The 22,897-nt window shown below is 56.4% G+C and carries 18 protein-coding genes, 2 tRNA genes and 3 rRNA genes; 8 read left to right on the top strand and 15 right to left on the bottom strand.

All coding sequences use genetic code 11. The features are described from left to right. The 8 genes from AC5JQH_RS13285 to tyrS all read right to left on the bottom strand — a co-directional run bounded on the left by AC5JQH_RS13285 (position 1) and on the right by tyrS (position 8,521). Positions 1-1,200, bottom strand: coding sequence for a hypothetical protein (locus AC5JQH_RS13285; RefSeq protein ID WP_041644920.1), 1,200 nt, complete (start codon positions 1,198-1,200; stop codon positions 1-3). A 232-nt stretch (positions 1,201-1,432) separates the two neighbouring features. Further along, a 5S ribosomal RNA gene (gene rrf / locus AC5JQH_RS13280) occupies positions 1,433-1,547 on the bottom strand. Positions 1,548-1,646: 99 nt separating this feature from the next. After that, positions 1,647-4,538, bottom strand: a 23S ribosomal RNA gene (locus AC5JQH_RS13275). Between the two features lie 300 nt (positions 4,539-4,838). Beyond that, positions 4,839-4,914, bottom strand: a tRNA-Ala gene (locus AC5JQH_RS13270). 223 nt (positions 4,915-5,137) lie between these two features. Continuing rightward, a tRNA-Ile gene (locus AC5JQH_RS13265) sits at positions 5,138-5,214 on the bottom strand. Between the two features lie 91 nt (positions 5,215-5,305). Beyond that, positions 5,306-6,845: ribosomal RNA gene (locus AC5JQH_RS13260) — 16S ribosomal RNA — on the bottom strand. Together the 16S, 23S and 5S rRNA genes with 2 tRNA genes alongside form the textbook arrangement of a ribosomal RNA operon. A gap of 201 nt (positions 6,846-7,046) precedes the next feature. Further along, positions 7,047-7,253, bottom strand: a complete 207-nt coding sequence (locus tag AC5JQH_RS13255) for a hypothetical protein (protein ID WP_405419084.1) — start codon at positions 7,251-7,253, stop codon at positions 7,047-7,049. Positions 7,254-7,318: 65 nt separating this feature from the next. Then, the gene (gene tyrS / locus AC5JQH_RS13250; RefSeq protein ID WP_092033786.1) at positions 7,319-8,521 is read right to left on the bottom strand and encodes a tyrosine--tRNA ligase; all 1,203 of its coding nucleotides are present in this window, start codon (positions 8,519-8,521) and stop codon (positions 7,319-7,321) included. A 304-nt stretch (positions 8,522-8,825) separates the two neighbouring features. Between tyrS and AC5JQH_RS13245 the strand changes: the two genes are divergently transcribed. Beyond that, complete coding sequence (locus AC5JQH_RS13245; RefSeq protein ID WP_008173144.1) at positions 8,826-10,235, top strand: OapA family protein; 1,410 nt, start codon at positions 8,826-8,828, stop codon at positions 10,233-10,235. 7 nt (positions 10,236-10,242) lie between these two features. After that, a complete protein-coding gene (locus tag AC5JQH_RS13240; protein ID WP_008173145.1) occupies positions 10,243-11,340 on the top strand; it encodes an anhydro-N-acetylmuramic acid kinase in 1,098 nt (365 codons plus the stop codon). 19 nt (positions 11,341-11,359) lie between these two features. Here AC5JQH_RS13240 and erpA read toward each other — a convergent pair whose 3' ends face one another. The 4 genes from erpA to argC all read right to left on the bottom strand — a co-directional run bounded on the left by erpA (position 11,360) and on the right by argC (position 14,058). Then, positions 11,360-11,713, bottom strand: a complete 354-nt coding sequence (gene erpA / locus AC5JQH_RS13235; protein ID WP_008173146.1) for an iron-sulfur cluster insertion protein ErpA — start codon at positions 11,711-11,713, stop codon at positions 11,360-11,362. Positions 11,714-11,776: 63 nt separating this feature from the next. After that, the gene (locus AC5JQH_RS13230) at positions 11,777-12,262 is read right to left on the bottom strand and encodes a bactofilin family protein (protein ID WP_286811485.1); all 486 of its coding nucleotides are present in this window, start codon (positions 12,260-12,262) and stop codon (positions 11,777-11,779) included. Between the two features lies 1 nt (position 12,263). Continuing rightward, positions 12,264-13,004, bottom strand: coding sequence for a DUF6776 family protein (locus AC5JQH_RS13225; RefSeq protein WP_474546647.1), 741 nt, complete (start codon positions 13,002-13,004; stop codon positions 12,264-12,266). Between the two features lie 16 nt (positions 13,005-13,020). After that, on the bottom strand, positions 13,021-14,058 hold the full coding sequence (gene argC, locus AC5JQH_RS13220) for an N-acetyl-gamma-glutamyl-phosphate reductase (RefSeq protein WP_493805980.1): 1,038 nt from the start codon (positions 14,056-14,058) through the stop codon (positions 13,021-13,023). A gap of 154 nt (positions 14,059-14,212) precedes the next feature. On the opposite strand from argC, the gene AC5JQH_RS13215 reads away from it, so the two are divergent. The 6 genes from AC5JQH_RS13215 to AC5JQH_RS13190 all read left to right on the top strand — a co-directional run bounded on the left by AC5JQH_RS13215 (position 14,213) and on the right by AC5JQH_RS13190 (position 20,414). Beyond that, positions 14,213-15,988, top strand: coding sequence for a chloride channel protein (locus AC5JQH_RS13215; RefSeq protein ID WP_092033784.1), 1,776 nt, complete (start codon positions 14,213-14,215; stop codon positions 15,986-15,988). Between the two features lie 3 nt (positions 15,989-15,991). Further along, positions 15,992-16,414, top strand: coding sequence for a protoporphyrinogen oxidase HemJ (gene hemJ / locus AC5JQH_RS13210; RefSeq protein ID WP_092033781.1), 423 nt, complete (start codon positions 15,992-15,994; stop codon positions 16,412-16,414). 41 nt (positions 16,415-16,455) lie between these two features. Then, the gene (thiD, locus tag AC5JQH_RS13205) at positions 16,456-17,214 is read left to right on the top strand and encodes a bifunctional hydroxymethylpyrimidine kinase/phosphomethylpyrimidine kinase (RefSeq protein WP_092033778.1); all 759 of its coding nucleotides are present in this window, start codon (positions 16,456-16,458) and stop codon (positions 17,212-17,214) included. Beyond that, the gene (gene thiE, locus AC5JQH_RS13200; protein ID WP_493805678.1) at positions 17,211-17,870 is read left to right on the top strand and encodes a thiamine phosphate synthase; all 660 of its coding nucleotides are present in this window, start codon (positions 17,211-17,213) and stop codon (positions 17,868-17,870) included. Before thiD ends, thiE begins: the two co-directional genes overlap by 4 nt. A 15-nt stretch (positions 17,871-17,885) precedes the next feature. Beyond that, entirely contained in the window at positions 17,886-19,166 is a 1,281-nt protein-coding gene (hemL, locus tag AC5JQH_RS13195; protein ID WP_493805677.1) for a glutamate-1-semialdehyde 2,1-aminomutase, read from the top strand. A gap of 327 nt (positions 19,167-19,493) precedes the next feature. After that, the gene (locus AC5JQH_RS13190; RefSeq protein ID WP_273070297.1) at positions 19,494-20,414 is read left to right on the top strand and encodes a lipase family alpha/beta hydrolase; all 921 of its coding nucleotides are present in this window, start codon (positions 19,494-19,496) and stop codon (positions 20,412-20,414) included. A 34-nt stretch (positions 20,415-20,448) separates the two neighbouring features. On the opposite strand, the gene AC5JQH_RS13185 is transcribed toward AC5JQH_RS13190, so the two are convergent. The 3 genes from AC5JQH_RS13185 to AC5JQH_RS13175 are packed head-to-tail and all read right to left on the bottom strand — an operon-like array spanning position 20,449 to position 22,897. Continuing rightward, entirely contained in the window at positions 20,449-21,771 is a 1,323-nt protein-coding gene (locus AC5JQH_RS13185; RefSeq protein WP_493805676.1) for a tetratricopeptide repeat protein, read from the bottom strand. 53 nt (positions 21,772-21,824) lie between these two features. Continuing rightward, on the bottom strand, positions 21,825-22,199 hold the full coding sequence (locus tag AC5JQH_RS13180) for a hypothetical protein (RefSeq protein ID WP_092033775.1): 375 nt from the start codon (positions 22,197-22,199) through the stop codon (positions 21,825-21,827). Then, positions 22,196-22,897, bottom strand: coding sequence for an anti-sigma factor family protein (locus AC5JQH_RS13175; RefSeq protein ID WP_092033773.1), 702 nt, complete (start codon positions 22,895-22,897; stop codon positions 22,196-22,198). The genes AC5JQH_RS13180 and AC5JQH_RS13175 overlap by 4 nt, the downstream gene beginning before the upstream one ends.

Below are 22,897 nucleotides of genomic sequence, written 5' to 3'. Positions count from 1 at the left end.
TCAGAACAGACCTTTGCCGCGGTCGATGTATTCGGTGCGGTAACGCTGGGTGCCATAGAGCGCCTCGTTGAGATTGACCTCAGTAGCGCCGTTGGGAATATTGAAGAAGGCACCTGATGTGGCCTTGATAAAATCTTCGGGCGTGAAGTCTGTTTTCTTTACATCCTTCAGCCAATCAAGATCTTTGGTCTGGAATGAGATAAAAGCACCGTCGGCCGGCCCGGTGATACGCCGCTCGCCATTGACCTCACCAACCTCTCCTACCGGGAAGCTGTTATAGATATCCAGGTCGAAACAGGAATCTATTCCAAGGACCAGGCAGTCCTCCGCGTAAACATAAATGTCACCGCCTGAACAGCTGAAAAAGGAACAATCCGGAACCTCGATTCGGGAACTCGACCCCCAGCCGATCAGATTCTTTACCGACCAGCGGGTAAAGCCGCTTGCGCCTTCGAGAATGAACCGTTCGCCATCCGGAATACCGATGTATTCCGCTCTTACCGGGTCCAGGGAGCCAATGTTTGGATCGCCCTCCGCACCGTAAACCAGCTCTGCCTTGGTGGATAATGGACTACCGCCTTCGAGTAGAGGGGTGAGGAGCACGATGATTTGGTCAAAAAGGTTACCGCTTGAGCTGGCCTGGCTCAGCCCTTCACCGCGGTCAATGATGTCCACGTTCACATTGCCAGTCAGCGTTTCAATCTTGCCGGACAGGACACCCATGGATTCACCGAAACCCAGTCGGAAGCCGACCACTTCTTCAGTTTGTTCATCGAAGGCAAACTCCAGAAACGGATTCTGGATCAAGAAAGGAACGATCTCCCCCTCTGCATAGGCGCTGCCATCGGGCTTTCGCTGTCTCGGAGCTTTGGGATTGGCGTCAAAGTAAGCCTGATTGTTAATGTATCCAAGGGCAAAATCTTCAATATAGACATCCGAAGTGCCCGGTTTCTCACCTTCCCGGTCGTAACGGCCCATTTCCAGCACATCCACATTGGTCTGGATTTCAATGTCCATTCCGAGATTGACCCGGGTATAGGCGGTGTTGTCGTTGGCATCAGGATGGTACTGGCGGTCAACCGATACAAAGGCCTGCCCTGTGACTTCAGACATCTGTCGATCTGAAATCGGGCGCAGTTCGGCGTTGACCCCCGAAGCCAGTAAAGGCAGGAGGAGAAGCGAATAAAATGGTTTACTCATAGTCACATCTCACCGCGGCCGCTTCTTGTTATTGGCGGCTGATTTAAAGATGACTGATGAGCGTCTCTGAGGCTGGCTTGGATTTTTGGTGTTGTTTTAGCCAGTTCTTTTACAGAAGTGTAACCTCGGTTACATGTTGTCACTGTGCGCAATGTCATGGTTTTGGCATTTGCCAAATTTCAGGCAATAAAAAACCCCAGCATCGAGGATGCTGGGGTTTTCGGTATTAGGAGCCTGACGATGACCTACTCTCACATGGGCAACGCCACACTACCATCGGCGCTGGTCTGTTTCACTTCTGAGTTCGGGATGGGATCAGGTGGTTCCAGACCGCTATGGTCGTCAGGCAAAACGGTTGATCACTGGGGGACGAGAAGGAACTGAGTGATGTTGATTTCGTTTGAGCGGTTAGGCTCTGCGTTATCCGCAATTGTCTTGGGTGTTATATAGTCAAGCCGCACGAGCAATTAGTATCGGTTAGCTCAACGCCTCGCAGCGCTTACACACCCGACCTATCAACGTCCTGGTCTTGAACGGCTCTTCAGGGACCTCGAGGGTCCAGGGAGATCTCATCTTGGAAGGGGCTTCCCGCTTAGATGCTTTCAGCGGTTATCCTGTCCGAACATAGCTACCGGGCAATGCGACTGGCGTCACAACCCGAACACCAGAGGTTCGTCCACTCCGGTCCTCTCGTACTAGGAGCAGCTTTCCTCAAATCTCCAACGTCCACGGCAGATAGGGACCGAACTGTCTCACGACGTTCTAAACCCAGCTCGCGTACCACTTTAAATGGCGAACAGCCATACCCTTGGGACCGGCTTCAGCCCCAGGATGTGATGAGCCGACATCGAGGTGCCAAACACCGCCGTCGATGTGAACTCTTGGGCGGTATCAGCCTGTTATCCCCGGAGTACCTTTTATCCGTTGAGCGATGGCCCTTCCATACAGAACCACCGGATCACTATGACCTACTTTCGTACCTGCTCGACGTGTCTGTCTCGCAGTTAAGCGGGCTTGTGCCATTACACTAACCGCATGATGTCCGACCATGCTTAGCCCACCTTTGTGCTCCTCCGTTACGCTTTGGGAGGAGACCGCCCCAGTCAAACTACCCACCACACAGTGTCCTCATCCCCGATAAGGGGACCAAGTTAGAACCTCAAACATGTCAGGCTGGTATTTCAAGGTTGGCTCCATGAGAACTGGCGTTCCCACTTCAAAGCCTCCCAGCTATCCTACACAAACATGCTCAAAGTTCACTGTGAAGCTATAGTAAAGGTTCACGGGGTCTTTCCGTCTAGCCGCGGATACACCGCATCTTCACGGCGATTTCAATTTCACTGAGTCTCGGGTAGAGACAGCGCCCCCATCGTTACGCCATTCGTGCAGGTCGGAACTTACCCGACAAGGAATTTCGCTACCTTAGGACCGTTATAGTTACGGCCGCCGTTTACCGGGGCTTCGATCAAGAGCTTCGCGCAAGCGCTAACCCCATCAATTAACCTTCCGGCACCGGGCAGGCGTCACACCGTATACGTCCACTTTCGTGTTTGCACAGTGCTGTGTTTTTAATAAACAGTCGCAGGGGCCTGGTATCTTCGACTGGCTTCAGCTCCACCCGCAGGGATTTCACTTACCACCAGCGTGCCTTCTCCCGAAGTTACGGCACCATTTTGCCTAGTTCCTTTACCCGAGTTCTCTCAAGCGCCTTGGTATTCTCTACCTGACCACCTGTGTCGGTTTGGGGTACGGTCTCGAATAGCCTGAAGCTTAGAAGATTTTCCTGGAAGCAGGGCATCAATGACTTCCCGCTCTAAGAGCAGTCGTCGTCGCGTCTCGAGATTGTGGACCCGGATTTGCCTAAGTCCACTCCCTACTCGCTTAAACCGGGACAACCGTCGCCCGGCTCACCTAGCCTTCTCCGTCTCTCCATCGCAGCTATCCAAGGTACGGGAATATTAACCCGTTTCCCATCGACTACACCTTTCGGTCTCGCCTTAGGGGCCGACTCACCCTGCGCCGATTAGCGTTGCGCAGGAACCCTTGGTCTTCCGGCGTGCGGGTTTTTCACCCGCATTGTCGTTACTCATGTCAGCATTCGCACTTCTGATACCTCCAGCATGCTTCTCAACACACCTTCGCAGGCTTACAGAACGCTCCCCTACCCCGCATACAAAGTATGCAGCCGCAGCTTCGGTGACCAGTTTGAGCCCCGTTACATCTTCCGCGCAGGCCGACTCGACTAGTGAGCTATTACGCTTTCTTTAAAGGATGGCTGCTTCTAAGCCAACCTCCTAGCTGTCTGAGCCTTCCCACATCGTTTCCCACTTAACTGGTACTTGGGGACCTTAGCTGGCGGTCTGGGTTGTTTCCCTCTTCACGACGGACGTTAGCACCCGCCGTGTGTCTCCCGGATAGTACTCACAGGTATTCGGAGTTTGCATCGGGTTGGTAAGTCGGGATGACCCCCTAGCCGAAACAGTGCTCTACCCCCTGTGGTATTCGTCCGAGGCGCTACCTAAATAGCTTTCGGGGAGAACCAGCTATCTCCGGGCTTGATTAGCCTTTCACTCCGATCCACAAGTCATCCCCTGGCTTTTCAACGACAGTGGGTTCGGTCCTCCAGTGCCTGTTACGGCACCTTCAACCTGCTCATGGATAGATCGCCCGGTTTCGGGTCTATGCCCAGCGACTAAATCGCCCTATTCAGACTCGGTTTCCCTACGGCTCCCCTAAACGGTTAACCTCGCCACTGAACATAAGTCGCTGACCCATTATACAAAAGGTACGCCGTCACGGAACAAGTCCGCTCCGACTGCTTGTACGCATACGGTTTCAGGATCTATTTCACTCCCCTCACAGGGGTTCTTTTCGCCTTTCCCTCACGGTACTGGTTCACTATCGGTCAGTCAGGAGTATTTAGCCTTGGAGGATGGTCCCCCCATGTTCAGACAGGATATCACGTGTCCCGTCCTACTCGATTTCACCAGACTCAGGTTTCGGATACGGGGCTATCACCCACTATGGCGGCACTTTCCAGAGCCTTCTCCTACCAGTTGTCTAGCTTAAGGGCTAATCCCCGTTCGCTCGCCGCTACTTAGGGAATCTCGGTTGATTTCTTTTCCTCGGGGTACTTAGATGTTTCAGTTCCCCCGGTTCGCCTCTTACACCTATGTATTCAGTGCAAGATACCGACCCGAAAGTCGGTGGGTTTCCCCATTCAGAAATGCCCGGATCACAGCTTGTTTGCCAGCTCCCCGAACCTTATCGCAGGCTTCCACGTCTTTCATCGCCTCTGACTGCCAAGGCATCCACCGTATGCGCTTAGTTGCTTGACTATATAACCCCAAGACAACTGATCACGAATCCACACTCCTCACCAGGCAAGCCTGATTCAGAGGTTTCTTCGAGACAGCCACTTGAAGCAATAGAACAACCACTTCAACGACAACACCGGATAACGCTTGAAATCGTTATCACTCTGATCAATGAATTCCGGAGATAATGGAATCCATCAATCGTGTTCTATCTCGTCCAATTTGTTAAAGAGCAAATCTGACCCAGTGATCAGAAAGGAAGGCTTCATCGTTGTGAAACATTCGTTTCTGTACACTGCTAACCGAAGTTAGCCAGTAATTTGGTGGAGCTAGGCAGGATCGAACTGCCGACCTCCTGCGTGCAAGGCAGGCGCTCTCCCAGCTGAGCTATAGCCCCAGAACTTGTCCAGCTTCCGTTACTCGTCGTTGCAGCATTCATTCGCTTCAGTCTTGACCCATCGAGGGTCACTCCTTCACTCATTCAAGCTGCGCCTAGATTAACGCAATCTGTCCTGCGCTCTGCTATCGTCTCCAAGACCAGGATTTTGCTGATCTAGGCGTCAAAGTGCGCCGCATAGCCTGCTATGCAAGTGCTTTGACAACGACGAGCAGTGAAATTCTGGTGGGTCTGGGTGGACTTGAACCACCGACCTCACCCTTATCAGGGGTGCGCTCTAACCACCTGAGCTACAGACCCAAAAACACGGGCCTGCAACGACCCATCTGCTCTCTTTATTCAGCTAACCAAGTAATTCGTGTGGACTCTGACCGAAGCGTTCGGCTTCGTTTAAGGAGGTGATCCAGCCGCAGGTTCCCCTACGGCTACCTTGTTACGACTTCACCCCAGTCATGAACCACACCGTGGTGATCGTCCTCCCGAAGGTTAGACTAACCACTTCTGGTGCAATCCACTCCCATGGTGTGACGGGCGGTGTGTACAAGGCCCGGGAACGTATTCACCGTGACATTCTGATTCACGATTACTAGCGATTCCGACTTCACGCAGTCGAGTTGCAGACTGCGATCCGGACTACGATGCGTTTTGTGAGATTGGCTCCCCCTCGCGGGTTTGCAGCCCTCTGTGCGCACCATTGTAGCACGTGTGTAGCCCTGGCCGTAAGGGCCATGATGACCTGACGTCATCCCCACCTTCCTCCGGTTTGTCACCGGCAGTCTCCCTAGAGTTCTCAGCCGAACTGCTAGCAACTAGGGATAGGGGTTGCGCTCGTTACGGGACTTAACCCAACATCTCACGACACGAGCTGACGACGGCCATGCAGCACCTGTGTCAGAGTTCCCGAAGGCACCAATCCATCTCTGGAAAGTTCTCTGCATGTCAAGGCCAGGTAAGGTTCTTCGCGTTGCGTCGAATTAAACCACATGCTCCACCGCTTGTGCGGGCCCCCGTCAATTCATTTGAGTTTTAACCTTGCGGCCGTACTCCCCAGGCGGTCTACTTAGTGCGTTAGCTGCGCCACTAAGACTTCAAGAGTCCCAACGGCTAGTAGACATCGTTTACGGCGTGGACTACCAGGGTATCTAATCCTGTTTGCTCCCCACGCTTTCGCACCTCAGTGTCAGTATTGGTCCAGGTAGCCGCCTTCGCCACTGGTGTTCCTTCCTATATCTACGCATTTCACCGCTACACAGGAAATTCCACTACCCTCTACCATACTCTAGCCTGACAGTTCGAAATGCCGTTCCCAGGTTAAGCCCGGGGCTTTCACATCTCGCTTATCAAACCACCTACGCGCGCTTTACGCCCAGTAATTCCGATTAACGCTTGCACCCTCCGTATTACCGCGGCTGCTGGCACGGAGTTAGCCGGTGCTTCTTCTGTGAGTAACGTCAAGCCCTACGAGTATTAGTCGCAGAGTTTTCCTCCTCACTGAAAGTGCTTTACAACCCGAAAGCCTTCTTCACACACGCGGCATGGCTGGATCAGGGTTGCCCCCATTGTCCAATATTCCCCACTGCTGCCTCCCGTAGGAGTTCGGGCCGTGTCTCAGTCCCGATGTGGCTGATCATCCTCTCAGACCAGCTACGGATCGTCGCCTTGGTAGGCCTTTACCCCACCAACTAGCTAATCCGACATAGGCACATCCAATAGCGCAAGGTCCGAAGATCCCCTGCTTTCCCCCGAAGGGCGTACGCGGTATTAATCCGGGTTTCCCCGGGCTATCCCCCACTACTGGGCAGTTTCCTATGCATTACTCACCCGTCCGCCGCTCGTCAGCGGGGTGCAAGCACCCCCTGTTACCGCTCGACTTGCATGTGTTAAGCCTGCCGCCAGCGTTCAATCTGAGCCATGATCAAACTCTTCAGTTTAAATCATACAAGAATCCGAAGATTCTCTATTCTTGCTCAAGACAAAACTCAATTTCGACGAGTCACTGTCCTGATATTTCATATCCGAAATACCTCGGCCAGCGCCCACACGAATTACTTGGTCAACTTTTTAAAGAGCGTTTGAGCTGTTGCTCAATCAAGGCCGCGTATTCTACATCGTAACGCCGCCTTGTCAACCGTTTATTTTTCGATGTTTTCCGTCTCCGGAAAGCGCCGAAAAATGACCCGGCTTACTGCTTGTTTCGAGGCGCGCATTCTACAGTGAATCGCTTGCCTGTCAACTGCTTTCTGAAGAACTTTGAAACTCATTTTCTTCAGCGCTTTCAAACAGTTATCTTTCGATTTCTGAGCCGCCTCAGCGGTGCCCCCCTCGAAAGAGATGCGCATTCTACAGACCTGCCCGAGGGTGTCAACGGCGATTCTGAAAAAAACTCAAAATCGCCCCAAATCGATCAGACAGTAATCAGAACCCGGGCGATCTTCTTCTTGCCAGCCTGGATTACGCAATCATCGCCTTCCACAAACATCCGATCGCCTTCGAATTTCTGACCATCGACAAATACCGCACCACGCCCCAGGACATCCCGGGCTGCCGCGCCGTTCTTGACCAAACCCGCCAGGCGAAGCACCGCCGCCATCGGAATCTCGGACTGACCCTCTAAAGGCACTTCGACAGTCGGCACATTGTCCGGGATCTCGCCGAGCGCCACTCGGTTACCGGCGGACTTGTGGGCAGTGCGAGCTGCCTCCTCATCGTGGAACCGGGCAATAATCTCTTCCGCCAGCAACTTCTTATAGTCCTGCGGGTTAGCACCATCGGCGACAGCCTTACGGAACTCCTCCACCTCTGCAAGCGGCCGGAAGCTCAACAGCTCGAAGTAACGCCATAGAAGATCATCCGGCATGGAAAGCAACTTGGTGTACATCTCACCTGGCGAGTCATTCACGCCCACATAATTGCCCAGAGACTTGGACATCTTCTGAACACCGTCGAGCCCCTCCAAAATCGGCATGGTAAGGATCACCTGGGGCGATTGACCGTAATGCTTTTGGAGAATTCGCCCCATCAGAAGATTGAACTTCTGGTCGGTCCCGCCCAGCTCAACATCGGCCTCCATGGCGACAGAGTCATACCCCTGAACCAACGGGTAAAGGAACTCGTGAATCGCAATCGCCTGCTCGGCGCGGTAGCGCTTGGTGAAGTCATCCCGCTCCAGCATTCGCGCAACGGTGTATTGCCCGGCAAGCTTGATCATATCGGCGGCGCTCATCTTACCCATCCAGTCGGAATTGAACATGACGCGCGTTTTCGCGGGATCAAGAATCTTGAACACCTGCTCTTTATAGCTGACCGCGTTCTCGGCGACCTGCTGCTCTGTTAGAGGAGGACGCGTGGCGCTTTTCCCGGTGGGGTCACCGATCATTCCGGTGAAATCTCCAATCAGAAACATCACCTCGTGACCAAGATTCTGAAACTGCCGCAGCTTGTTAATAAGAACGGTGTGCCCAAGATGAAGGTCCGGCGCAGTGGGGTCGAAACCCGCCTTAATCCGCAGCGGACGACCTTCCTTCAATTTTTCGATGAGCTCATCTTCCGGAATGAGTTCGTCTACGCCTCGCTTGATTATCGCCAACGCTTCATCAATGGATGCCATGAACAACACGTCCCCGCTTTGATCTTGGAAAGATTCTGTCAGTTACAGAGTTCAACAAAAGAAATCTGTGAGTTACCTGTTCCCCTGCTACTATATGCTGACCAGATTTTGGCCAACACCGACTTTGCAGGGCGGCGTATTATAACAACGCTGTCAAAAGAAATCCGGAGGATGGAGCAGCAACCGTAATGTTCCACGCTGTCCCGCATGCATTTTATACGGTAATCTGTTGGACTATACTTGAACAACAGCTTCAATTAGGTAGTACAAGCTGCCGTAATACCGATTAAAACGGGTGCGATACGTGCTGAAAATGTTTCCTAAAACTCACATTACCATTGCTGCCGCGGCTACCGTTGTTGTTACCGCTGCCATTCTCATGAGCCCCAGCAGCAACGTTGAAGCCAAACGGATGTCCTATGCCCTGGATCTGGAGCAAGGCACCGTTTCCGAAACCGGCGCAGCGCCTGAGCAAGCAATGCCGACAGAGGCTCCCGTTGCGGACACCCAGCCGAAAGCGCCTGAATCCGATGTCCTGACAGAGGCTACGCAGCAGGCAAGCGTTTCCGCTCCCGAGCAACCTGTCGCTCCGAAGTTGCCGGAAATTGAATGGCAAACCTTCGCGATCAAGTCTGGTGACACGCTGTCCTCCCTGTTCAAGAAAGCTGGCTTTAACGACGGCATCATGCTTTCGGTTATTCATGGCGACGGAGAGGCCGAAAAACTCCAGCGCCTGTACGCCGGCGAAACCATTCGTTTTGCGACAACCGAAGACGGTGGGCTTGCTGCCATCGACTTGCAGAGAAACCGCCTGGAAACCCTGAAGATTACCAAAGAAGGCGAAAGCTTTACCGGCGAAACCGAAGTTCGCAAACCGGAAGCGCGGCCAGCCTTTGCATCAGGCACCATTGACGGCTCCCTCTATCTGGCTGCGCGCGAAGCGGGCCTCAACGACAGCCTGACCATGGAGCTGGCAGGCATCTTCGGCTGGGATATCGACTTTGTCTACGACGTCCGGAAGGGCGACCAGTTCGAAGTGGTTTACGAAGAACTCTACCTAGACGGCGAAAAGTTCGACACCGGCCGGATCCTGTCTGCACGATTCGTTAACCGCGGCGAAGAAAACCTCGCACTGCTTTATACCGACAGCAATGGCGACAGCGATTACTACGCTCCCGATGGCAAAAGCATGCGCAAGGCATTCCTGCGAACCCCCATCAATGCCCGGATTTCTTCTCCGTTCAACCTTCAGCGCCGCCATCCCGTTCTGGACGTAGTACGTCCGCATGAAGGCACCGATTACGCAGCGCCTCCCGGAACTCCCATCAAGGCGGCAGGTTCCGGTCGGGTGAAATTCGCAGGCTGGAAAGGTGGTTACGGACGAACTGTCATCCTCCAGCACGGCGACAACATCACCACGCTGTATGCACACATGAGCCGCCTGGGTAAAGGCATCAAGAATGGCACCCGAGTCAAGCAGGGCCAAACCATCGGGCATGTTGGTTCATCGGGCATGGTAACCGGACCTCACCTGCACTATGAGTTCAGGCTGAACGGGTCGCCGCGCAACTCCCGCACGGTCAAGTTGCCGGACGCCAAGCCCATTCCGTCTTCCGAGATGGCCCGATTCAAGCAATTCACCGAACAGCGAATCGCGCAGTTTGACGTGTTCCGCGAGAGCTATCAGCAACTCGCACTGGCTTCAGACGACTGAGAAACAAATGGAAGCCTGGATTGGGTTGATGTCGGGCACCAGCATGGATGGCATTGATGCCGTGCTGGTGTCTTTCCAGAACAACACCGTACATATCCACGCCTCGCACACGACTCCCTACCCCGATCAAATTCGCCACCGGCTGCTGGCCGCCAGCCAGAATCACGCCGCGCCTGACGAAATCGGTGAACTGGATACCCTGGTCGGCACCCTGTTTGCCCAGGCGGCGAACGACGTTATTCAAACGTCCGGCTTTGACCGGGCGACAATTCGCGCCATAGGCAGCCACGGACAAACGCTTCGTCACCAGCCTTCCGGCACAGCACCCTTCTCGATCCAGATTGGCAATCCTTCCGTGGTATCCGAAGTCAACAACATTACGACGGTCGCAGATTTCCGGAGACGGGATATGGCCGCTGGGGGCCAGGGAGCGCCGCTGGTTCCAGCCTTCCACAAGGCATTTTTCAGCTCGGAGACAGAGAACCGCTGTATTCTTAATCTCGGCGGCATTGCCAATATCACCTGGCTCCCGGCCAGCACCACCGCGCCTGCAACCGGTTTCGACACCGGCCCGGCCAATGCACTGATGGATGCCTGGTGCCTGGACCAGACCGGGCTTCCGTTTGACAGCGACGGCCATTGGGCGCGCGAGGGATCGGTTAACGAGGAGCTTCTCGAGGACATGCTTTCCGATGCCTACTTCTCGAAGGCACCCCCGAAAAGCACGGGGAAAGAGCGGTTCAATCTTGACTGGGTCAAAACACTGGTAGGTCGCCACCCTGAGATTCCGACCGAGGACATTCAGAGGACCTTGCTGCAGCTGACCGTCAACAGCGTTGTTAACCAGCTGCCTGAAACCAAGGATGTTCGGATCTACGTATGTGGCGGCGGGGCGCGAAATCCACTCCTGATGGAAGAGCTCGGCAAGGCTCTGCCGGAGGCCAGCCTGTCACTGACCTCGGAACTGGGGGTCGACCCTCAAATGGTGGAGCCTGTGGCGTTTGCCTGGCTGGCAAAACAGGCTTTCGAAGGTAAGCCGGGAAACCTTCCTGACGTAACCGGCGCGGCCGGCCCTCGCATTCTGGGTGCTATCTACCCGGCCTGAAATCTTTTCGGATCAGAGATCAGATAGAGAAGGAACTGCCACACCCGCAGGTGGAACTTGCATTGGGGTTCTGGACCACGAACTGTGAGCCCTGCAGGCCTTCCTGATAATCAATCGTAGCGCCCACCAGATACTGGTAACTCATCGGATCCACCAGAAGAGAAACGCCATCACGCTCGATCACGGTGTCCTCCTCATCCTGGCTTTCATCAAACGAGAAGCCGTACTGAAATCCGGAGCAGCCCCCGCCCGTCACAAAGACGCGGAGTTTGAGTTCGGGATTTTCTTCTTCCTCGATCAACTCACGTACTTTGGCAACGGCACTGTCACTGAAGAACAGCGGTGTAGCTATTTGTTGCTGAACTGCGCTCAAGTTCGCCTCCGGATTATCGTGAACAACTCAGGCGATTATGGTATTCCTGACTAAAACAATCAACTATTCGGACTTTCCACCATCCTCCGACACCTCGGACTCCGGAGTCTGATCACCGGCAGAAGCCTGTTTTTGAACGGATCCGGCAGCTTTTGCATCCTGGGAAAGCAGCCCGACAGGCTCCCGCTGGTGCACCAGATTGCCGTTTACCGAGGCACCCATCGCCATTTCGATCAGGTTGTAGTAAACGCTGCCATTAATAGAGGCTTTTTCCGCCAGTTCAAGATGTGCCGATGCGTAAACATCACCGTTCACAGTACCGTTAATAATGACGTGAGGCGCGTTGATATCGCCGGTTACTTCGCCAACTTCCGAGACCCTCAGTACCGCATCGGTGCCCTCATCGGCAACCACTTTACCGCGAATACGGCCATCCACGTGAAGCCCACCGCTGAAATGCACATCGCCTTCCACGGTCGTTCGTGAGGAAATCAGGGTATCAAAATGGCCGGTGGGCCGGCGCGGTTTCTGCTTTTTCTTGCCAAGCATGTCAGTTCTCCGTTAAATCGTCCCAGTTAAAGGTGCGCTCGGCTTGCGAGGATTTTCTTCCCTCCGCCTGGGCTACCACCTGGACCTCAAGCGGTTCGAATTCTTCCGGCAGTTTCAGGGAACCTTCGACATCCTGAAAATACCGGAAACGGAATTTCACACCGAGATCGGCTATATCCTCCGAAAGATCACGCAAGGCGATGACCTCTTTTTCCTCATCCCGCAAACCAATGACATTGACTGCCACCACACCGGAAATGTAGCTCTTGTTGTTGCCGACCTGGGTCAGCACCAACTTGAAGTCATAACTGTCCTGATTGCGAGCCCGAACCAGTGAAAAGCTGTCTACCTGAAGCCCCTTGCTGGTTTCCGACGGAGCCATGATGTTTTTATAGAAAGTCAGGTCCGATTGCAGTGACACAATGCGGGTTTCCAGATCCACAATGGTTTTTCGCGCCTGGTTCAGGGCCTGCTCGTCAATCGCCTGCCCACGCTCAAGGTTGATAAGCTGCTGCCGGGCCTTGCGATAATCATCCCGGAGCTTCTCGACCTCGTTTTCCAGCACCTGGTTCGACTCCTCGGCACTGGAAAAACGGAACCCGCCCTGGGCGAGCCCAGCGGCATACCCCACGACCGCAGCTACCACGGTAAAAACCAGAAGGATGGTGGTTCTGCGCAGGCGATAACCCGGTCGATGCCGGATGACCACATACTCTTCAGCCGGCTTTCGCTGTTCGCTCACAATCTTCCCTTGGGTATCAAGGCAAAAGCGCCGGGGCCTCAAGCCCCATGGTTTCTTTCAGGCCAAACATGATGTTCATATTCTGGACCGCCTGCCCGGCTGCACCTTTAACCAGGTTATCAATGACGGAAGAAACAATAACAACGTTGCTCTGTTCCTGCCTGTGCAGTGCCATGCGACACTGGTTCGCCCCACGCACGCTCCGGGTTTCCGGATGGCTGCCGAAAGGCATCACATCGACAAAAGGCTCGTCATCAAAACGCTGCTCGAACAGGGCCTGGAGCCGATCAAAGTCCGCCGGATTCTTCAGCTCGGCGTAGAGCGTCGCCTCGATGCCGCGGATCATCGGAATCAGGTGGGGCACGAACGTCACACCCACATCCCCGCCAGCAGCACCGCACAAACCCTGGCGGATTTCGGGCAGATGACGGTGCCCCGAGGCGCCGTAGGCCTTGAAGCTTTCACCGATCTCCCCGTGGAGCATGCCGATCTTGCCCTGCCTGCCCGCGCCGCTGGCGCCGGATTTGGCGTCGGCGATCAGGCGCTTTGGATCCACCAGTCCCTGCTCCAGCAACGGGAGGAATCCCAGCTGAACTGCAGTCGGATAGCAACCCGGATTAGCCACCAGTTGAGCAGTGCGGATTTCATCGCGCACCACTTCCGGCAAACCGTAAACCGCCTTCTCCGCCCATTCCGGGCTTTCATGGGCCATGCCATACCAATTGGCCCAGACATCCAGATCTTTAAGACGGAAATCGGCGGACAGATCCACTACACGCACGCCCGCGGACATAAGTTCCGGCACCATCCTCATGGCCACGCCATGGGGCGTGGCGAAGAACACCAGATCGCAGGCCCCAAGCACATTGACGTCCGGCTCTGAAAACGCGAGGTCGTAATGGCCTCGCAAATTGGGGTACATCTCCGCAACCGGCATGCCCGCTTCGGAACGGGAGGTAATGCAACTGACCGAAACTTCAGGGTGAACCGCGAGGATTCTCAGCAGTTCCACACCGGTGTAGCCGGTGCCTCCAACGATGCCTACTCTAATCACCATTTTCTCCAGCGACGTCGTATCAGAATTAAGAGCTTTGACGCCGTAGTCTACCATGATAAACCAATGACTTATTGCAGCCCTCAGGGCGACCGTTACAATGTTGTCAGAATCTTTCTGACAGTCCACCCAAATCCACCGGAACGCTGGCCTCATGCAGAAAATCTGGCACCAGATTACCGAGCATCTGATTCCTGTTTTCCGGCGCCGACTGTCCGGTGTTGATGCATTGCCACAACTGGCCGTACTCGGCCTGTTATCCGGGTTGATTACCGGCGGCGTGATCCTGGTTTTTCGGCTGGCTATCGAATGGCCGCTTGAGCATTTCCTGCCCGGGAATGGCTCCGAATCCTTCGAACAACTGGACCTGATTACCCGCGGGCTCCTGCCTCTGGCTGGCGCCCTCGGTCTGGGGCTGCTGATGCATCGTCTGGCCACCCATGACCGCAAGGTCGGGATTGTGCATGTGATGGAACGCCTGAACTACCACCAGGGCTACATTTCCATGCGCAGCGCGATCGTGCAGTTCATCTCGGGCGTTGCGACCGTGGTCAGTGGGCAGTCGGCCGGTCGTGAGGGGCCTGCCGTGCACCTGGGAGCGGCTTTTTCAAGCCTGATGGGCCAGTGGATGCGGCTTCCGAACAACAGCATCCGGACACTGGTGGCCTGCGGTTGTGCGGCCGCCATTTCAGCCTCTTTCAACACGCCGATCTCCGGCGTCATCTTCGCCATGGAAGTGGTGATGATGGAATACACCATTGCGGGTTTTACACCGATTATCCTGGCCTCTGTCAGCGCTGCCATCGTTACTCAGGCGGTCTATGGCACAGAGCCGGCCTTTAACGTGCCGGCGCTGACCATGAACTCGCTAACGGAAATCCCCTGGATACTCGCCATAGCGGTGATTATCGGCATTTCGGCCGCGCTGTTTATCCAGCTGGTTGACACTATGGGCAAGCATCACCACCGCCCAGTGCTGTTGCGCATCACGTTTGCGGGTCTTCTGATGGTGCCATTTGCCATTTTTATTCCGGAAACCATGGGTATCGGTTACGACACCGTCAACGAAACCATTAACGGCGAACTCGGGTTCTGGCTCCTGCTCGGAGCCGGGGCCGCCAAACTGGTGATTACATCGCTCTCCATCGGGCTGGGCATGCCAAGTGGCGTGATCGGCCCCACCCTGTTTATGGGGGCAACCCTGGGCGGCGCCATGGGGCTGATTGGCGCCCAGATCATGCCGGAGCAGGCTTCCTCTGTTGGCTTCTACGCCATGCTCGGCATGGGAGCCATGATGGGCGCCGTACTGCAGGCGCCACTCGCCGCCCTGATGGCATTGATGGAGCTCACGCGTAACCCCAACATCATCCTCCCGGGCATGCTGATCATCACCACCTCGAGCCTGGTGACCAGCGAGGCGTTCGGAAAGAGGTCACTGTTCCTGACCATTCTCAAGAACCAGGGGCTTAGCTATCAGAATTCCCCGGTTATACAGGCCCTGCGACGAGTGTCGGTTGGTGCCATCATGGACCGCAGCATACTGCGAACTGAACGCCACCTGACGGTGGAAGAGGCCCGCAAGGTTCTGAAATCCGAGCCAAAGTGGCTGGTGGTTGAAGGCAGTAGCGGCCCCACTGCATTGTTGCCGGCCGTGGATCTCGCCAGATATCTGGAGGACACCGAAAAGCTGGTGGCCGAAGAGGAAATCGAACCGCCGGAGTCCATTGATCTGATGGACATCCCCGCGAACCGTCGAGACGTTGCCCCCGTGCAGTACCAGGCCACTCTGGAGGAAGCGTTAAACCAGTTCGATGCAACCAATGCCGAGGCCCTGTACGTACAACGTCACGTGGCGCCCATGATCCAGCGGGTTTATGGCGTGGTACTGAAAGCCGATATCGAGAGTTACTACCAATACCGACGGAGCTGACGAATGCTGTGGGTGAAAGCCTTCCATATTATTTCACTAGTGTGCTGGTTCGCCGGCATTTTCTATCTGCCCAGACTGTTCGTCTACCATGCCGCCTGCGAGGATGAGCCTGGTCGTGAGCGTTTCAAGATCATGGAGCGCAAGCTGTACCGCGGCATTACCACGCCGTCGATGATCGCCACCGTTGTCTTCGGTGTCTGGCTGATCAGTTACAATGCCTCCGGCTATTTCAGCCAGGGCTGGATGCATGCCAAGCTGTTTCTGGTTGCCATTCTGATCGTTTACCATTTCTATTGCGGGCACCTTGTAAAGGTCTTCCGGGACGACCGGAACACCAGAAGCCACGTGTTCTACCGGTGGTTCAACGAACTGCCGGTGCTGATTCTTCTGGCCGTTGTAATCCTGGCTGTTGTCAAACCGTTTTGAGGAGCTGAGTCATCAAACGCTACACCCGACCACAGGTTCTGATTCTTTCCGGCCTTGATCCGTCCGGCGGCGCCGGCATTCAGGCCGACATCCAGGCCGTCACCTCCCTTGGCTGCCATCCCTTGCCGGTTCTTACCTGCCTCACCGTGCAGGACACCCGTAACGTGTATGGCGCCGAGCCCGTATCGGCTGACCTGATCCGAAAACAACTCCAATGTCTCGCCGATGATTCCCCGATCCATGCCATCAAAACCGGTGCACTGGGCAATGCTGCGGTGGTGGATGTGCTCGTGGATTTCATCCGTGAACATCCGGGCATTCCCGTGATTACCGACCCGGTGATCAAAGCCGCAGGGGGCGGTGATCTGGCCGACGACGAACTGGTCAGCGCGATGAAGGAGAAGCTCTTTCCTGTGGCCGAAATGATCACGCCCAATGGCGTCGAACTGGCCATGCTCGGCAACAGTGAAGACGCCGATCAGGCCGCCGACAATCTGCTGAAGGGCGGCTGCGAATCCGTGCTGGCCACTGGTGGACACGGCACCGGCATTCACATTATCAACACGCTCTACAACCACGCCCCTCAGCCCATGCGCTGGGAAATTGAACGAATCGGTGGTGAGTACCATGGCACCGGCTGCACCCTGGCAGCGGCCATTTCTGCCGGCAGGGCCTCCGGGCTGTCGCCCCGAGCCGCCATTTCCCAGGCCCAGAACTACGTTCATCGCGCCATACTCCACGCCCTGGAAGTCGGTAAAGGCCAGCCGGTGCCGGATCGAGGTATTCTGTGGGAGCGATGAGTAAAGGACTGCGCCCGGGGCTCTACGCCATTACCGACAGCGTACTGACACCACCCGAAACACTGATCGAATCGGTTGAGGCTGCGCTTCGGGGCGGCGCGGTAATGGTACAATACCGCGAAAAGAGCGCGCCGATGGCTGAGCGGATTTCCCAGGCCGCCAGTTTGCAGGCTGTATGCCGAAATGCGGGCGTTCCGTTACTGATCAATGACGATCCTGATCTCGCGAAACGGGTCGGGGCTGCCGGGGTACACATGGGTCAGACGGACGGCTCAGTGGCAGCGGCCCGCCGCCTTCTCGGTGATGAGGCCATAATCGGCATAACCTGTCACGCCGATCTCGCACTTGCACAGGCTGCTCTGGGGGCGGGCGCGGACTATCTGGCGTTCGGGCGATTTTATACGTCGTCGACCAAACCCGGCGCCCCGGCAGCGCCTCCCGGTGTCCTGACCGACGCAAAGCGTTTCGGCCTCCCGATCACCGCCATCGGCGGGGTAACCACAGGTAACGGCGAACCTCTTATCCGTGCCGGGGCCGACATGCTCGCCGTGGTGGGCGGCCTTTTTGGCGGCGACACACATGACATTGAGATGCGAGCCAAAGCCTTTGAACGCTTGTTCGCAAGCCATCACCCACTTTTTTCACTTCCGGAATAACAGGAGCCCAGATCCATGACGCACTCCGAAACCCTGTTCGAGCAGGCCCAGAAATACATCCCCGGTGGCGTGAATTCTCCGGTCCGGGCCTTTCGAGGCGTTGGCGGCACGCCGATCTTCTTCAAGCACGCCCAGGGCGCCTATCTGTACGACGAAGACGACCAGCGCTACATCGATTACATCGGTTCCTGGGGCCCCATGATTCTTGGCCACGGTGACCAACGCATCAAAGACGCCCTGCATGCGCAGGTTGATCTGGGCGTTGGCTATGGTGCGCCGACCGCCCTCGAAACCGAGATGGCCAAGAAAGTGTGTGAACTGGTGCCATCCATCGAACTGGTCCGCATGGTGAATTCGGGTACCGAGGCCACCATGAGCACTGTCCGCCTGGCGAGGGGCTACACCGGTCGCGACAAGATCGTGAAGTTCGAGGGCTGCTACCATGGCCACGTGGATTCACTGCTGGTCAAAGCAGGCTCCGGCGCCCTCACCCTGGGCGTGCCGAATTCCCCGGGCATCCCCGCCAGCCTGGCTGAGCACACCATCACGCTGACCTACAACGACATGGACAGCGTTCGCGAATGCTTCCGGGAGATGGGCGACCAGATCGCCGCGATTATCGTAGAGCCGGTCGCTGGCAATATGAACTGCATTCCACCGGTCCCCGGCTTCCTCGAGGGGTTGCGGGAAGTGTGCGACGAGCACGGCACCGTGCTGATCTTCGACGAAGTAATGACCGGTTTCCGGGTTTCCCTCGGCGGCGCCCAAGGGCTGTATGGCGTAACCCCGGACCTCACCGCGCTGGGCAAGGTGATTGGTGGCGGGCTTCCAGTCGGCGCCTTTGGCGGCAAACGGGAAATCATGGAACACATCTCACCACTGGGACCGGTTTACCAGGCAGGCACCCTGAGCGGTAACCCCCTGGCCATGTGCGCCGGCCTGACGACACTGAACGCAATCTCCGAGCCCGGTTTCCACGACCGGCTGACCGAGAAAACCAATGTCGTTCGCGACGGCCTGAAAGAAGCCGCTGACGCCACTGGCATCCCGTTGACGGTCCAGAGTGCCGGGGCCATGTTTGGATTCTTCTTCACCGAGGAAAGCTCTGTTACCCGCTTTGACCAGGTGATGGGCTGTGATGTCGAACGCTTCAAGAAGTTCTTCCAGGGCATGCTTAAAGAAGGCGTATATCTGGCACCATCCGCCTTTGAGGCTGGCTTTACGACAGCGGCACTGTCCGAACAGGACATCGCCGATACGGTAGCGGCGGCCAAAAAGGTCATGGCCACGCTCTGATATTTCCGCTGTCCTCATCGCTGCCCCGCAGGTCGGAACATGTCCTGCGGGGCCACCAATGTGATGGGCATCACAGTTCCACGGCGAACACCCCTGACTGGCCTCTTGTGCCGTTGACTTACCATCCCGCCTGATCAAATATTGATCTAATCTCTACCGAGATGCTCTGACGGCACCAATCTAACAAACACAAGAATCAAGTCAGCGCACGGAAGCACTCGGTCTGCCTACAGGCAGATGCAGTACGAGCAGGAAGTCTCTGGAGCAACCCGTTAGGTTGAGCCGCAGTTTGAATAACAAACACAACATCAAACTGTAGGAACGACAATGAAACTCTGGATCCAAGCAATGGCCCTGGCCCTGACTGTGGCCTGGTCGGCCCCCTCCGCCGCCTGGTGGTGGGACTCTACCCCTTCAAACTATACGGATACTCGCTACCCGGTTGTGCTGGTGCATGGCATGTTCGGCTTTGATTCCATTGCCGGCGTGGACTACTGGTACGGCGTCGCCGAGGATCTCCGCAAATACGGCGCTGATGTCTACACCACTCAGGTGCCCGCCCTGGACAGCACCATTGCTCGCGGTGAAGCGCTTCTGCCGCAGGTACAGGCGATCGCCGCGGTGCACGGCAAGGTCAATCTGATTGGCCACAGCCACGGGGGCCCCACGGCCCGTTACATCGCCAGGGTGCGGCCGGATCTGGTCGCCTCAGTGACGTCCGTCGGCTCGCCCCATAAAGGCTCGCCGGTCGCCGACCTTATCTACGGCTCCCCTGCCGAAAGCCTGGCGGCCAGTCTGGGGAATGCATTGGGTGGGCTTATCGATCTGCTGTCCGGTGGCGGTTATAACCAGGACCTGCGGTCAAGCCTGGAATCCCTCACCACCCAGGGCAGCGCCGAATTCAACAGCTTTGCCCCTGCCGGGATTCCAACCACCTCTTGCGGTGAAGGCGCCTACTCGGCAAACGGCGTCCGCTTCTACTCCTGGGGTGGCACCGGTGTTCTGACCAACGTACTGGATCCGTCCGACGCGTTGTTGGGCACCACCAGCCTCGCCTTCGGCTTCAGCCAGAACGACGGTCTGGTAGGCCGCTGCAGCAGCCGGTTTGGCAAGGTGATCCGGGATAATTACTTCATGAACCATCTGGATGAAGTGAATCAGGCGTTGGGCCTGCATAGCCTCTTCGAAACTGATCCAAAAGCGGTTTTCAAGCAACACGCCAACCGCCTGAGAAACGCAGGACTGTAACGGGTAGCCGGCCTTCTGGCTTTGCCTTGCAGAGCTAGAAGGCCCCTTCCAGGGTGAACATCAGCGTCTGGCGCTGATAGTCATACTGCGACAGACTGCTTCTGTTATCCCGAACCAGCCACTCCCCCCGGACCAGCCAAAGGCTGTCCAGAGACTTCTCCGCAAGCAATCCGATCTCCAGACGGTTATCTGTTCTGCGACCGCTCTCGCCTTCCCCGGACACCAACTGATGGGCGTCCCGGTATCGACTGTGGCGAACAGAGCCCGTTGTTCCGAATACGATATCTGGCCGCCACCGGTAGCGACCGGCAAACTCCAGTGTGTGGTGGGTAGGTGAGACACTGATAAACTCACTGGTTGTTTGCAGATCCCGCCGGTCATTGATTTCCAGTGAGTAGTCGCCGTCCAATCGCCAGGGTCCCAGGTACTTCCGCGCATGAACGCGTGCCCGATACCACTGTCCGTCATAGGCCTCGAAGCCTGAACCACCATTCACGGTAGCCGTCGCCAGGGCGATTCCGCACTGATCCGGGGCTACGGGTAGCGAACACTGACGCCAACGATAAAACCCCTCGATGCCGTATCGGGTTTCAAGGGATTCGCTGCCAAACCAGGACTTCACCAACGACACCAGAGCGCCGCGTTCACCTGCAGCGAGAGTCTCAGACCAGGCCAGTCGTCCCTGCAACACCTGAGTGTCGTATTCGTCATCGGACGGATGTTCCCGGGAATAGGCGGCAGCATCGAGGGCAAGCCGTGAGCGGGTACCGACTGGCCGCTCGTAGGTTCCGGCAGCCAGCGCTTCGAGGAACACCCCACCTTCACTCGACGCCGTATCCTCGGGCAGGCCGGCAATATTGGAATCGTAACCGCCCGAGATACCCAGATAGCCGCGAATGGAGGGCTGACCGGCCGACGACGGAACTCCGCCGGCCAGTCTATTCAGTTGCGCCCGAGCCAGTGTCCGAATCTTATCCGGAGCGCTCTCGGCCGAGGCCTGCTCGAACCAGCGACGGGCTTCGGCAGACTCCTCCGTGGCAAGCGCGACCAGACCGAGGTTATAACGCGCGAGGGCGCCATTGGAGCCGTCGAGCAAGGAACGGAAGGCAGATTCAGCGGCGCCATAATCGCCCAGCTGGTAGCAGACAACACCGAGGTTATAGAAAAGCGAGGGAGATCTCAGGCCAGCATCAACGGCCCTCTGGAAGCGCTGTTTCGCGGCGTTCAGGTCTCCTGCTTCAAAGGCTTCAACGCCGGCACGGAAATCCTCCATGCCGGCTTCCGTTTCAGCCGCCTGAAGAATCATCGTGGGCATTAACAACAGGATCAGGGACAGGGCGCGCCAAAATACCAGCAAACAGGTTTCTCCGGATTAATCCACGCGGGGCAGGTCCGGTTATGTATCCGGTTTCAGCGATCCAGCCCTGGTGCATCCGGCAGCTCTGGGCGTTCCGGCCGCTCCGGTAACTCAGGCTTACCCTTGATCAGCTCCCGGGATTGCCTGGCTTTTTCGGACATGGACTCACCAAACTCGCGCCCCCTTTCTCGGGCTTCACTCGCCGTATCCAGCCCTCGAGAGCCAGACTCACCCGGATTCTCGGGTTTTTCGATAGCGCGGGGCAACTCGATTTCCCGCACGACCGAATCGGTGAGTTCTGCGTCGTCAGTCACCATTCGCATGGTAACATCCAGATCATCATTAGCCAGTGTTGTTGCAGGGACCCAAAACCCCAACATCAGCAATCCGACCAGCCTGGCACTCAATAAGAACCTGCAACCTGTCATGATTCGGGATCCTCGACCGGGCGTTGTGGATATTCGGGAATCGGGGCCCGAAAGGTTTTCTGGCGATCTCCGGTGTCCAGTCGGGCCACCAACTCACCGGCACCGGGAAAGAGGAGCTTCAGGGGCAGCGACAGGACGTTCTCCCCAGCGTTCAGGCTCACCTGCCAGCTAAGCTCCCGATGCCCCGGCCAGGAAGCCAGTTCCACATTCGGTGGCAGCTCCAAGGTAAGCGTAACGTTTTCCAGAGCCTCACCCGAACGGAAGGCAAGGCGCACGGTTTTCTCAACAGGTTCGGCAATCCCGTTTGCCGACTCTTCAGCGGCACTGTCCGAGGACGCCGAGGACGCGACAACAGGCTGGGCGCTGTCAGTCACATCATCGGGCTGGAACAGAAAGCCCAGGCCGATACCCAGGGCAAGAGCCGCCGCAATGGCGCCACCCAGTGCCCCGTGACTCCATCCGGACTCCGGTTTCGCTTCGCCTCGGACAGAGGACAAAACACGGCTGTGAAAATCAGGAGAAGGCCCAGGGACTCTGAATTGCTCCTGCAACGCCCGGTTCAGAGACCGCTCCGAGGCAAGCCACCCTCTGCACGACGTGCAGGCAGCAACGTGCTCCTGCACCCGGTCACGGGCGGGGGCGGAAAGCTCATTGTTGATGTAGTCGGGTAGATCCACCCGGATTTCATTGCAGGACAT

Source organism: Marinobacter sp. H13 (assembly GCF_059072335.1).
Note: the sequence above shows the minus strand (reverse complement) of the source record. Positions and strands in the feature narration are given on the sequence as shown.